Source organism: Actinoplanes sp. NBRC 101535, from assembly GCF_030269225.1.
Classification (GTDB): Bacteria; Actinomycetota; Actinomycetes; order Mycobacteriales; family Micromonosporaceae; genus Actinoplanes; species Actinoplanes rectilineatus.
Genome location: NZ_BSSY01000014.1, coordinates 1 through 12888, shown reverse-complemented (window position 1 = coordinate 12888; position 12888 = coordinate 1). Strand labels below are relative to the sequence as shown.

Genomic DNA, 12888 nt, shown 5'->3' with positions numbered 1-12888 from the left:
GGGGCGCCCAGCGCGGCCGAAATCACCACACCCACAACTGGTGTGGTGACTTCAGGCGCCCAGCGCGGCCGAAGTCACCACGCGGACGGGCTTCGCACCCGGACCGCGGAACGTGTTCAGCTCGCGGAACCGCTGAAGGCCGGCAGATAGCCGTTCGTGTAGCCGTTGACGTTCGGGTGGTACGAGTTCTGCGGCGGCAGCAGCGTGAACCCGTTGAGGTACGGCGACGAGGCGCACGCCCCGTGCCCGGCGAACTCGTCGCGGACGTCGGAGTAGACGAACCCGGCCGCCGAGGCCCGGGCCGCGATCACCGAGGCGAGCGCGTCCGCCCCGCCGTTGATCGCCTTCCGCTTGGTCATGCTCATCTCGCAGACCGGGGCCGCGGTGTCGAAGATCTGCGGGTACGACAGCACGACCACGCGCGCCCCCGGTGCCTTCGCCTTGATCGCCGCGTAGGTGGTGTCCAGTTTGCCCGGCAGGGTGTTCTGGATGTACTCCCTGCCGGCGTTCACCTTGGCGACGCAGGCCGCGTCGCTGGAGGTCAGGCAGGTGATCACGGTGGGGGCGAACCCGGCGTCGTTGCCGCCGATGGTGATGCTGATCAGGTCGGCGCCGCTGCTCAGCGTGGGGATCTGGGTGCTGAGCACGTCGTCGGTGGTGGCGCCGCTGCAGGCGAGGAACTGGAACGACGTCGGGCTGTTCTTGGCCGCCCACTGCGCCGCGTAGCTGTAGTTGCTGCGCAGGCAGGAGCCGGACTGGCCGGATGCGCCGACGCCCGAGGAGTACGAGTCGCCGAGGGCGGTGTAGTCGACGCTCGCCGCCCGGGCGGGGGTGCCGAGGGCGAGGCTGAGGATGGACGAGGTGACGAGAGTGGCGAGGACGGGCCCGATTCTCATCGGTGGCCTCCGATATCCGGCGGGGGATGTGGGGGCCGAAGCGCTTCGGTTACCGAACAGTAAGTCAAGATCTCGATGAAAGTAATCCGGTGACATATAAATTACGGCGTAGTAACATGCGTCGATGTGACCTGGGGTTTTGACCGCGGGTCATGTTACATGCGCAGAGTGCAGTTTCCTCTCAACGGCCGCGGAGCCGTTCTTCAGCGTGTTTTCAGATCTTCGCGATACCGTCGCGGGCATGGACGAGAATCGTGCTCGCCGGGTGGTGGCGAGTCTGCGCGACCGCAACGTGTTCGCTCACGTGAAACTCCCCCGGGCCGGCATCACGCAATACGGCGTCCGCGTCGTGCTCGCCGACGGCCGCGAGGCCGAGTGGGACACCGACGGCACCGCCGGTCTCGAGGCGCAGGTGATGCGCGACGGCGTGCTGGTCGGCTTCGTCCCGTCCATCCCCGGCTCGGAGAACTTCGGCGAGGAACAGATCATCGACGCGATCGTCGCCGCCGACTACGACCGTCCGGTGGGCCGGTCCGCCCCGTCGGCCGGCCGCCGGCCGACGCCGCCGCCCCCGCCGCAGAGCCTGGCCCAGCGCCTGCGAGCCGGTTTCCGCGACTAGGACCGTGCTGAGGGCCGGACCAGGAGCCGATCGTCCGGGAGAACAGAAAACGGGGCCGGTCGCCCGGCCCCGTTTCGCTGCGTCTCGGACGGCTCAGGAAGCCGCGGTGAACACCGAGGTCAGAACCGGGGCGGCACCGGCGGCCGCCTCGCCCGGCAGAGCCTCGCCGGCTGCGCCGATGACCGCGTCGGCCTTGCCGTCCTTGGTCAGGTCCGCGAGGAGCACGCCCGTGCCGAAGGCGTCGCCGGCCTCGTCGACGCCGAACGCCTTCGGCTGGTCGATGCGGCCGGCTCCGGCGAACGGGCTGGTGACCGTGGTGCTGCGGGCCTGGCCGCGGTACAGGTAGGCCACGCCGGACTTGGCCGCGCCGTTGTTCGCCTTGCCGGGGGCGCCGACCAGCATCTCGGCCTTGCCGTCGCCGTCGACGTCACCGACGGCGAGGGAGGCGCCGAACCGGTCGCCCGCCACGTAGGCGTCGTTGAACTGCGCGCTGCTGAACGGCAGGCCGGTGGCGACCTCGGTCGCCTGGCCCGGGAAGACCGTGCCGGTGCCGGACTTCGGGAACTCGCCGGGTGCCTCGCCGGGGATGCCGACGATGACGTCCGCGTACGCGTCGCCGTCCAGGTTGCCGACCGCGACGGCCGCACCGAACTCGTCGCCGGCCTCGTTGGCGCCGCCGTTGCCGGACTGGGTACGCCCGAAACCGGTGCCCTTGCCGCTGGCCGCGCCCGGCATGATGTAGACGCCGCCGGACTTCGGGTCGTCGGCGGGTGCCTCGCCGGGGGCGCCGATCACCAGGTCGGTGTGGACCGAGCCGGTCACGTTGCCGGCCGCGAGGGAGTACCCGAACAGGTCGCCCTCCTCGTTGGCGCCGTTGAACATGCTCTGGTCGAGGTACCAGCCCCAGACCAGACCGGTCGCCGAGCCCTTGAGCACATAGATCGTGCCGCTGTGTGCGGTCTCGCCGGCCTGCTGCTCGCCGGGGGCGCCGATGGCCAGGTCCGGGTAGGTGTCGTTGTTGAAGTCGCCGGCGGCGAGGGCCCAGCCGAACAGGTCGCCCTCCTCGTTGGCCAGGCCGCCGCCGATGTTGGTCTGGGTCAGCCCGGCGGGGGCGCCCAGGCCGGTGGCGCTGCCCAGGTACACCATCACCATGCCGGCCTTGACCGTGCCGACGGCCTCGGTCGGCACGCCGATGGCGAGGTCGGCGTAGCCGTCCTTGTTGAAGTCGCCGGCGGCCAGCGAGGTGCCGAACGCGTCGCCGGCCTCGTCGGCGGCGCCCTGGTCGGTCTGGCGCAGGCGCTTGCCGGCGCTCAGCCCGGCCGCCGAGCTGTAGTAGACGGTGACGGAGCCGGAGGCGGCGCCACCGGGGGCGTCCTTGGGGGCGCCGACGGCCACGTCGAGGTAGCCGTTCTTGTCGAAGTCACCGGAGGCGAGGACGCTGCCGAATCCGGCGGCGGCCACCGCGGCGAAGCCGTTGTCGCTGGGGGTCAGCACGCTGCGGCCCAGCGCGTCGCCGGCGAACAGCGAGCTCAGGTCGGTGGTGACGGCGACGGTGCCACCGCCGGACGTCGAGGTGGAGCCGATGCAGCCCTTGCCGCCGGCGTTGCGGGCCAGGCCGACGAGCTCGGTGCCGCGCAGCACCGGGGCACCGGAGTCGCCGGGGCAGAACGAGCCGTCGCCGGTCACGGTCGCGGTGCCGGAGCCGGTCTCCGCGACGGTGAACGACGCCTCGTGCGGGGAGGCCGGCACCCACTCGGTGCCGGTGCGCCCGTATCCGGCCACCTTGACGGTGTCGCCGGTGGCGAGCGCGGTGCTGCTGATCGCGACCGGGGTGATCCCGGCGGGGACCTTGGCGAGGCCGACGAGGGCCAGTCCGCGGGCCTGGTCGTACCGGACACCGGCCACGTTGATCGTCTGTGTGGTGCTGCCGGTGGTGAAGTTGACCTTGAACGGCCGGGCGGTGGTGGGCTGCGCCGCGGCGCCGGTGCCGGTGGTGAAGCAGGCCTCGCCGGTGAGCACCAGACGCGGTGCGACCAGGACGCCGGTGCAGGCGACCGCGCCGGTCGTGCCGGGCGCCAGGATGGTGATCTTGGCCAGGGCGCCCAGTGTGGACACCGCCGGGCTGTCACCGGACACCGCATGTGCGGCCGTGGGTGCCGTCGCCACCACCGCGACGGTCAGGGCTGTGAGGACACCTCCGGTACGGAGGAGCAGAGAAGACAAAGGTAGGCCGGATCGCACAGTGGATCTCCCCGTTGGCGTTTTCAGGGGGCGCCGAAGAGAGATCGACGCCCATACCCCGGGCGTCAGTTGTAATGTGCCCGCATTGATGGGGCAAGAAGCCGTTCGTCCGCGGCACGCGCGACCCCATCGAAGATCAGCTTTGGCCTGGTGCTATTCGCATCGCCGAGCATGGATGCGTGTCGCGGATCACAAACCGAGAGTGGCCGGGCGCGAACGCCCGGCCACCTTTCACACGGCGTCGACGGTGAACAGCGCGGCCTGCTCCGGCGCCAGCAGCGGCACCGTCAGGCCCACCTCGGCGAGCACCCGGCCGGGCAGGGTGATCCCGCCGTCGGCCAGCCACGGCGGCGGGGCGTCCTGCACCGCCTTGTACGGCGCGCCGATCGGCCGGACCGTGTAGGAGCGGACCGGGTCCAGACCCGGGAACCGGACCGGCGGCGGCAGCGCGGACCGGGGCGTTCCGGTGGCGACCAGCGCGTACACGGCCTGCGACCGGTCCTGCGCGACCACACCGTGCAGGCGCAGCGCCGGGTCGGCCGGGTCGGCGCGGACCACCGCACCGGTGTGCAACAGCGGCCGGAGCCGTTTGTACTCACCGATCCAGTCGGCGATCAGTTGCTTCTCGGCGTCGTTCGCGACGGTCAGGTTCCACTCGATGCCGGCGCTGCCGAACAGCGCGGTGGCCAGCCGGAACCCGAGCGCCGAGGTGCGACCGGTGACGTGCGCGGTGGCGTCGCCCAGGTGACCGCCCAGGTACTCCGGCGGGACCAGCACGCTGGTCCAGCGCTGGATGGCCTGCCGGTCCAGCGGGTCGTTGGTGTCCGAGGTCCAGAACCGGTCGACCAGCTCGAGGATGCCCAGGTCGATGCGGGCGCCGCCGGACGCACAGCTCTCGATCTCCACGTGCGGGAACGCCGTCTTCAGCTCGGCGAGCAGCCGGTAGACCGCGGTCGTCTGCCGGTGCGACGAACCGGGGACGAGCAGGTCCCGGTTGTGGTCCCACTTGAGGAAGGCGATGTCGTACTCGGTGAGCAGGTCGGCGAGGCGGTCGCGGATGTACGCGAACGCCCCCGGGTCGCCCAGGTCGAGCACCCGCTGCCAGCGCCAGGTCGGCGCGTCCGGGCCGCCGAGGATCCACTCCGGGTGTGCGGCGGCGAGCGCCGACTCCGGGCTGATCATCTCGGGTTCGACCCAGAGGCCGAACTCCATGCCCGCGCCGCGGACCCGCTGGACCAGCGGGTGCAGGCCGTCCGGCCAGGTCTCGGCGTCCACGTACCAGTCGCCGAGGGCACGCCGGTCGTCGCGGCGGCCGGTGAACCAGCCGTCGTCGAGGACGAAACGCTCCACACCGGCGGCGGCCGCGGCGTCGACGAGCTCGTTGAGGACGGCGTGGTCCTGGTTGAAGTAGACCGCTTCCCAGGTGTTCAGTACGACCGGCCGGGGCAGGCGCAGCGCGTTGCGGGACCGGATCCACGGGTGCAGGCGGTCGGAGAGGCCGTCGATGCCGGTGTCCGAGAAGACCGCGACCAGCCACGGCGTCTCGTAGGAGCCACCCTCGGCCAGGGTGATCTCACCGGGGGCCAGCAGCTCACCGGCACCGAGCGCGCCGTAGCCCAGCGCGGAACGCTCGGCGTGGACCGACTTGTCGCCGCTCCAGGCCAGGTGCACCGCCCAGACCCGGCCGTGCCGGAACCCGAAACCGGGCTCGCCGGCCATCAGCAGGAACGCGTCGTCGTGACCGGGGCGTCCGTGCCGGCTCTCCCGGCTCCACATCCCGTGGCCGAGCGGGGTTCGCTGCGGCTGACGTTCGTGACACCAGAGGCCGGTGAAGTCGAGCAGTTCGGCGGCGTCCTGCGGAATCGGGAGCCGCACGTCGAGGCCCGCGAGGTGGAAGTCGCCGGGACCGGTGTTGGTCAGGCGGTGCCGCACCCGCAGCACACCCTGCGATGACAGGTCCAGCTCGGTGAGAACCTCTAAATCACCCTCGGGAGTTGCGGAGCGTACCGTCAAGAAATCTTGAAGATCGGCACCCACCAGCCGCAACCCTCCGGCGGGTCTGCCCTGCCGGTGGCCGGCCAGCGCGGGCCGGCCACTCCAGCCCTCGGCCAGGCCGGGCAGCAGAGCGAAGCGCAGGGGTACGTCGAGCGAGCTCGGCGGGACCGCCGGAACGACCGCGTCGGCGAGCGCCGCGAGCGCGGTTCCGTCGAGGTCACCGAGATCGCTGCCCCAGTGGACGATGGACGCCGCGACGCCGCGGGCGTCCAGCACGAGGCTGGAGCCCGCGGCGCGCAGGTGGTGGACCGTCACTACTCGGCGACCGGGATCGACTGGGACTTCAGGGTGTCGATGGTGGCCGTCTGCGTCGTCTTGAGCGCGTCGGCCAGGGTGCCGCTGCCGGAGACCGCGGCCTTGAAGCCGTCGGACGCCGTGGCGTAGGTGGAGGTCATGGTCGGGCCCCAGACGAAGTCGGCGGCCACCTGGGTGGAAGCCGTGGCGAAGACATCGTAGATCTTCTGGCCGCCGTAGAACTCGACTCCCTCGGAGAGGGCCGGCAGGGTCGCGCCGGACTTCGTCGCCGGGTAGAGGTTGGCCTCCTTGTTCAGCAGCGTCAGCGCCTCCTGGTCGGTGTTCAGCCAGAGAGCGAACTTGGCCGCCTCGTAGGGGTGCTTCGAGCCCTTGAAGACCGCGGTGGACGAGCCACCCCAGTTACCGGCGCTGGTGCCACCGGCGGTCCACTGCGGCATCGGGGCGACCGCCCACTTGCCGGAGGTGTCCGGCGCGCCCGACGAGATCGAGTTGGCGCCCCACACCGCGGAGACCCAGGTCCACGCGTTGCCCTTGTTGTACGCGTTGTCCCACTCGGTGGTCCACGGCGGCACGGTCGAGACGAGCTTCTTGTCGAGCAGGCCCTGCCAGTAGTTCGCCACCTTGGTGGTGCCCTCGTCCTGCAGGTTCACGGTCCACTGGGAGCCGTCGTTGGCGAACCAGCGGCCCCCGGCCTGCCAGGCCAGACCGGCGAACTGGTTGATGTCGCTCTGCGAGAAGTTGGTGATGTAGCCGCCGGCGGCCTTCACCTTCTCGGCGGCCGCCGCGTACTCGTCCCAGGTGGTGGGGATGGCGATGCCGTTCTTCTCGAACAGGTCCTTGCGGTAGAACAGCGCCATGGGGCCGGCGTCCTGCGGGATGCCGTAGACCGAGTTCTCCTCACCGAAGGTGACCTGGCCCCAGGTCCAGTCGACGAACTGGTCCTTGGCCGCGGTGACCTCGGTGCAGTCGGCCAGGTTGGTCAGGCCGTCCTGGACGCGGAAACTGGGCAGCGCGTCGTACTCGATCTGGCCGAGGTCGGGGGCGTTGCCGGCCTTCAGCTGGTTGAAGAAGTTCTGGTACGTGCCGCCGTTGCCGTTCGGGCCGGTCTGCACGGTGACCTGGATGTCCGGGTTCTTGTCGTTCCAGGCCTTCACCACGGTCTCGATGCCGGGGATCCAGGACGTGAAGTTCAGGGTGACCGGGCCGGAGGACGGGGCGCAGCTCGCCGCGCCGCTGCTCTCGGTCGAGTCGTCGCTGGTCGACGAGCAGGCGGTCAGGGCAAGCGCCGAGGTCAGCACAATGCCGAGGGAGCGCATCGGAAAACGCACGGTTTCCTCGTTTCGTTTATATAAGGACGGTTTTGTTGCTACTTGACCGAGCCGGCACCGAGGCCGCTGCGCCAGAAGCGCTGCAGGAACAGGAACGCGACGATCAGCGGCAGGATGGAGATCAGTGCGCCGACGATCACCAGCATGCGCAGCTCGGGGATCTGGTTGACCTGGGTGTTCCAGGAGTAGAGGCCCAGGGTCACGGGGAAGAGACGCTCGTTGCCGAGCATGATCAGCGGGAGCAGGAAGTTGTTCCAGACCGCGACGAAGTGGAACAGGAAGATCGTCACGAGGGCCGGGAACATCAACTTCGCCGAGATCGTGAAGAAGGTGCGGACCTCACCGGAACCGTCCAGACGGGCGGCCTCCAGCAGCTCGTCCGGAACACTCGCGGTGGCGTAGATCCGGGCGAGATAGACACCGAACGGGTTGACCAGGCTCGGCAGGAACACCGACCAGAAGGTGTTCGTCGCGTTCAGCTGGCTGAAGATCAGGAACAGCGGGAGTGCCAGCGCGGTGGCCGGGACGAGCACGCCGCCGAGCACCAGGTTGAAGAGCGCCTCCCGGCCGGGGAAACGGTACTTGGCCAGGGCGTACCCGCACATCGCGGCCAGGATCGTGCCGAGCAGGGCCGCCCCGCCGGTGTACAGGATGCTGTTGCCCATCCAGCGCAGGAAGACCCCGTCGCGGTACGCGAAGAGCTCACTCAGGTTGTCGCCGAGGTGGAAGTCCGCGAACCAGAGCGGCTCGGTGCTGGAGAACTGGGACCGTGACTTGGACGCCCCGACCAGCAGCCACCAGATCGGCACCAGGAAGTACAGGGTGCACAGCAGCATGACGGCGGTGGCGCCGGCCCGGGAGAAGAGGGACTCGCGGATGCCCTTCACTTGTCACCTCCACGCTGGGTGGCCTTGAGGAACGTGAACGACAGCGCGCACGTGGCCAGGGCCAGGACGACCGAGAACGCCGCGGCCAGATTGAAGTTCGGGATCGACGAGGTGGAGTAGACGGTCAGGTTCGGGGTGTACGTGCTGGACACCGCGGAACTGAACGTCCGGAACACCTGCGGCTCGGCGAGCAGCTGCAACGTGCCGATGATCGAGAAGACGGTGGTCAGGATGATCGCCGGCATCACCAGCGGCACCTTGATCGACCAGGCGGTACGCCACGGGCCGGCGCCGTCGATCTTCGCCGCCTCGTAGACCTCCTGCGGGATGGCCAGCAGGGCGGAATAGATGATCAGCATGTTGTAGCCGACGTAGACCCAGGTCACCACGTTCGCCATCGACCACAGCACGAAGTCCGCGGAGAGGAAGTCGACGCTGCTGGTCAACGACGTGAACGGGGACAGGTTCGGGGAGTAGAGGAAACCCCACATGATCGCCGCGACGACACCGGGCACGGCGTACGGGACGAAGAACGCCAGCCGGAAGAAGCCGCGCCCCTTCACCAGTCCGGAGTCGAGCAGCAGGGCCAGCAGCAGGGCCAGTCCCAGCATCACCGGGACCTGCACCACGCCGAAGAGCAGCACGCGGCCGACCGACGACCAGAACGGGCCGTTCTCGAACACCCGCTGGTACTGCTCGAACCCGCCGAAGACCTCGGTGGCCGGGCCGAAGGTGCCGGTGCGCTGCACCTTGTACAGCGACTGCTTGATCGCGTACCCGATCGGCAGTAGATAGAAGGCCGCGAACAGCAGGCCGAACGGCAGGATGAAGAACAGCAGAGCGCGTACCGGGGATTTGCTTCTCACGCCTTCTCCTCTCGGATCACGGCGATCCCGCCGCCCACGACAGTGGTGATGTGCTCGGCGGTGACCAGGTCGTATCCGGCGACCGGGCACACCACGGGGGTGGTCCCGTGGTTGATCACGAACAGATAGGAGCGGCCTTCGCCGGTACGCCGGATCACCTCGACCGATCCGTCGGTCTCCGGTCCGACGGCTTTCACGCCGGCCGCCGTGATCACGTTGCGCACCAGGTCACGCATGCCGCGCGGGTCCAGTTCGGTGGCCACGTACCAGGCCGTCCCGTCGCCGTGCTCGTTACGGGTGATCGCCGGGGTCCCGTCCGGACCGCTCGCCACCGATGCGGCGCCGGCCAGGCGCAGCCGTTCGGTCCAGAGCGTCGCGGTCGCCCCGTTGCTCAGCCGCACCTCGTCACCCGGCGGCATCGGCGCGAACTCCTCGGACAGCACGCCCAGCACCTCGCGGAAAGCCCCCGGGTATCCGCCCAGGCGGACCCGGTCCCGCTCGTCGACGATCCCGCTGAAGTACGTGACCAGCAGGTGCCCGCCGTCGCGGGTGTACTCGGTGATCCGCTCGGCGGCGGCGTCACCGACCATGTACAGCCCCGGGACGACCACCAGCCGGTACCCGCTCAGGTCGGCGTCCGGGGACACCACGTCCACGGTCACGCCGAGCTCTCGCAACGCCCGGTGGGCGGCGTGCACCTGGCCGAGGTAGGTCACCGCCTGCGACGGCCGGGCCTCACCCTCCGACGACCACCACGACTCCCAGGAGAAGAGCAGCGCCACGTCCGACACCACCGCGGTGCCGGCCACCTCGCCGATCCGCTGCAGCGTCTCGGACAGGCGCAGCACCTCACGCCAGGCGGTGGTGTCGGTGCCGGCGTGCGGCAGCAGCGCGGAGTGGAACTTCTCGGCGCCCTGGGCGGAGGCCCGCCACTGGAAGAAGCAGACCGAGTCGGCGCCGCGGGCCACGTGCGTCAGCGAGTTGCGGATCATCTCGCCGGGCGCCTTGGCCAGGTTGTGCGGCTGCCAGTTGACCGCGCCGGCCGCCTGTTCCATCAGCATCCACGGGCGGCCGCCGGCCAGACCGCGGGTCAGGTCGGCGGCGAAGGACAGTTCGGCGGTCGGGTTCCCCAGACGGTGGTCCAGGTAGTGGTCGTTGGCGACGATGTCCATCTCCGGCGCCCAGGACCAGTAGTCCAGGTTCCGGATGTGTGCGGTGACCATGAAGTTCGTGGTGACCGGAGCGCTGGAGTTGCGGCGCAGGATCGCGGTCTCGGCCCGGTAGTGGCCGAGCAGTTCGTCCGAGCTGAACCGCTGGAAGTCGACGAGCTGCCCCGGGTTGCGCAGGGACAGCGCCAGCCGCGGCGTCTGGATCTCGTCCCAGTCGCCGTACCGCTGGCTCCAGAACGAGGTGCCCCAGGCGTCGTTCAGCGCTTCGATGCTCTGGTACCGGTCCCGCAGCCAGGTACGGAACGCGACAGCGCTGTTCTCGCAGTAGCAGAGCGCGTTGTGGCAGCCCAGCTCGTTGGAGACGTGCCAGAGGGCGAGCGCGGGGTGGTTGCCGTACCGCTGCGCGACCCGCTCGACCAGGTCGAGGGCCCGCTCGCGGAACACCGGGGAGCTGGGGCACCAGGCCTGCCGGCCGCCGGGGAACCGGGTGGTCCCGTCGATCGCGACGGGCAGGATCTCCGGGTGCCGGGCGCTCAGCCACGGCGGCGGCGAGGAGGTGCCGGTGCCCAGGTTGACCCGGATCCCGCCGGCGTGCAGCAGGTCGAGCACCTCGTCGAGGTCGTCGAAGTGGTGCTTGCCGGGACTCGGTTCGAGGTTGGACCAGCCGAAGATGTTGACGGCCACCAGGCCGACTCCGGCCTGTTGCATCAACGCGACGTCCTCGCGCCACACGTCGGGCGACCACTGCTCGGGGTTGTAATCACACCCCAGGCTGACGCCCGGCACAGGCATGCGCACGGTTCTCATAAAACTCCTGGTCAACAGATGTGTGCACGTGCACACATTTCCGCAGACCTATCGGCCGGTTACGGATGTGTGAACGTGCACACGCTAAGACTGGGTTGACGCGAGGTCAATACCGCGCGGCGTACTGTGATCGCATGTCGCGGCCGAAACCCCGGAAACGTGCCACGGTGCACGACATCGCGGCGGCGGCCGGCGTCTCGCGGGGCACCGTGAGCCGTGTGCTGAACGGCGGTTACGTCTCGGCCGAGGCCCGCGCCGCGATCGAGGCGGCCATCACCGAGGTCGGCTACGTGCCGAACAACGCGGCACGCGCCCTGAAGATGCGCCGCTCGCAAGCGGTCGCCTTCGTCGCCCTGGAACCGCATTCGCTCTTCCTCGACGATCCGAACATCGGGTCGATCATGCTGGGCGCCAATGCCGCGCTCTCCCTGGCGGACCACCAGATGGTCAGCCTGGTGGTCGAGTCAGCCCGCGACACCGACCGCGTGGCGCGCTATCTCAGCGGCGGTTTCGTCGACGGCGCCATCGTCGTGTCGGCACGCGCCCGGGATCCGATCATCAGGGTAATCAGCGATCTGGCCCTTCCGGCGGCTTTCGTCGGTCATCCGCCGGATCTCAGCCAGAACATCCCGTTCGTCGGAATAGACAACGCCGGCTCCGCACGGGCGATCACGAAACGCCTGCTCGCCGGAGGACGCCGCCGGGTCGGCATGATCGCGGCAGCACTGGACCGGGACTCCGGCATCGACCGGCTCAACGGGTTCCGCGATGCGCTCGGCCCGGCCTTCGACGAGGAACTCGTGGCCGACGTGCCGCTCTACGACTACGCGTCCGGCGTCAAGGGGATGCGGGCCCTGCTCGAACGCGAGCCCGCCATCGACGGCGTGTTCGCAGCCTCGGACGCGGTCGCCGCCGGCGCGCTGGAGGCGTTGCGGGACGCGGGACGCAGCGTCCCCGGCGACGTGGGGATCGTCGGGTTCGACGACAGCACGTGGGCGGTGCGCTGCCAGCCGCAGCTGTCGACGGTGCACCAGCCGGCTTCGGAGCTCGGCTCGTGGGCGGCCCAGCTCGTGTTGCAGCAGCTCCGGGGCGAGCCGGCCCCGGTCGAGAACAAGCTGCTCGACACCCCGATCGTCTGGCGCGACTCCGCCTGACCGGGGCACTCTTGACCGGCAGTTCCAGGTCCAGGTCGCGACTGCGCGCGATCTCGGCTACCTCTTCCTGCCACAGACGTGGGGACGGGGGTACGCGTCAGTGGCCGGACGCCGTCGACACCCCGGGCTCGCCGCGCCGATCCGCACCCCTCGAGCCCGACAGGAGCAGCTAGACACGTTTCGTGGTCAGGGCGCGAAGCCCGTCCGCGTGTTGACTTCGGGCGCGCTGGACGCCCGAAGTCAACACACCCGTGGCGGTGTGGTGATTACAGGCGCGCAGGACGCCCCAAATCAACACACCCCTGACGGCGTGGTGAATACAGGCGCGCAGGACGCCCCAAATCAACACACCCCTGACGGCGTGGTGAATACGGGCGCGCAGGACGCCCCAAATCAACACACCCCTGGTGGTGTGGTGAATACGGGCGTGCTGAGCGCCCGAAATCACCACAGAGGCAGACCCTGACTGCGGAAGGTGTCTAGCCGCAACGCCGTTCAGTTAGGCGTTGGTGTGGCTGGTCAAGGGGTGTGTTGATCGGGGAGTAAGAAGCGGAGTTCAGGTATCAAGGTTTGTCACTCCAAGACAACCCAGAACCAGGAACTCCGCTTGA

The 12888-nt window shown here is 69.6% G+C and carries 9 protein-coding genes; 2 read left to right on the top strand and 7 right to left on the bottom strand.

Translation table 11 applies throughout. The features are described from left to right. Positions 1 to 116: 116 nt before the first annotated feature. Positions 117 to 896, bottom strand: coding sequence for an SGNH/GDSL hydrolase family protein (locus QSK32_RS31610; protein WP_285473933.1), 780 nt, complete (start codon positions 894 to 896; stop codon positions 117 to 119). 241 nt (positions 897 to 1137) lie between these two features. Here QSK32_RS31610 and QSK32_RS31605 point away from each other — a divergent pair, with 241 nt between their 5' ends. Further along, positions 1138 to 1515 carry a hypothetical protein gene (locus tag QSK32_RS31605; protein WP_045748230.1) on the top strand — a complete coding sequence of 126 codons (378 nt, stop codon included), beginning with the start codon at positions 1138 to 1140 and terminating at the stop codon, positions 1513 to 1515. A gap of 93 nt (positions 1516 to 1608) precedes the next feature. On the opposite strand, the gene QSK32_RS31600 is transcribed toward QSK32_RS31605, so the two are convergent. The 6 genes from QSK32_RS31600 to QSK32_RS31575 all read right to left on the bottom strand — a co-directional run bounded on the left by QSK32_RS31600 (position 1609) and on the right by QSK32_RS31575 (position 11108). After that, positions 1609 to 3681, bottom strand: coding sequence for a trypsin-like serine protease (locus tag QSK32_RS31600; protein ID WP_285473932.1), 2073 nt, complete (start codon positions 3679 to 3681; stop codon positions 1609 to 1611). 306 nt (positions 3682 to 3987) lie between these two features. Beyond that, positions 3988 to 6066, bottom strand: a complete 2079-nt coding sequence (locus QSK32_RS31595) for an alpha-galactosidase (RefSeq protein WP_285473931.1) — start codon at positions 6064 to 6066, stop codon at positions 3988 to 3990. Then, positions 6066 to 7394 (bottom strand): ABC transporter substrate-binding protein, encoded by a 1329-nt coding sequence (locus QSK32_RS31590; RefSeq protein WP_245674361.1) that lies wholly within the window; start codon positions 7392 to 7394, stop codon positions 6066 to 6068. The genes QSK32_RS31595 and QSK32_RS31590 overlap by 1 nt, the downstream gene beginning before the upstream one ends. A gap of 38 nt (positions 7395 to 7432) precedes the next feature. Beyond that, positions 7433 to 8281, bottom strand: a complete 849-nt coding sequence (locus QSK32_RS31585) for a carbohydrate ABC transporter permease (RefSeq protein WP_342669835.1) — start codon at positions 8279 to 8281, stop codon at positions 7433 to 7435. Beyond that, complete coding sequence (locus tag QSK32_RS31580) at positions 8278 to 9147, bottom strand: carbohydrate ABC transporter permease (protein WP_211275637.1); 870 nt, start codon at positions 9145 to 9147, stop codon at positions 8278 to 8280. The genes QSK32_RS31585 and QSK32_RS31580 overlap by 4 nt, the downstream gene beginning before the upstream one ends. After that, positions 9144 to 11108 (bottom strand): beta-galactosidase, encoded by a 1965-nt coding sequence (locus QSK32_RS31575; protein WP_285474020.1) that lies wholly within the window; start codon positions 11106 to 11108, stop codon positions 9144 to 9146. The genes QSK32_RS31580 and QSK32_RS31575 overlap by 4 nt, the downstream gene beginning before the upstream one ends. Before the next feature lie 149 nt (positions 11109 to 11257). Here QSK32_RS31575 and QSK32_RS31570 point away from each other — a divergent pair, with 149 nt between their 5' ends. Next, entirely contained in the window at positions 11258 to 12277 is a 1020-nt protein-coding gene (locus tag QSK32_RS31570) for a LacI family DNA-binding transcriptional regulator (RefSeq protein WP_045748234.1), read from the top strand. The last annotated feature ends 611 nt before the right edge of the window (positions 12278 to 12888 follow it).

Bases quoted from the DNA above. Each gene is read 5' to 3' on its own strand.
- QSK32_RS31610 (WP_285473933.1), bottom strand. From the start codon at position 896: ATGAGAATCGGGCCCGTCCTCGCCACTCTCGTCACCTCGTCCATCCTC.
- QSK32_RS31605 (WP_045748230.1), top strand. From the start codon at position 1,138: ATGGACGAGAATCGTGCTCGCCGGGTGGTGGCGAGTCTGCGCGACCGC.
- QSK32_RS31575 (WP_285474020.1), bottom strand. From the start codon at position 11,108: ATGCCTGTGCCGGGCGTCAGCCTGGGGTGTGATTACAACCCCGAGCAG.
- QSK32_RS31570 (WP_045748234.1), top strand. From the start codon at position 11,258: ATGTCGCGGCCGAAACCCCGGAAACGTGCCACGGTGCACGACATCGCG.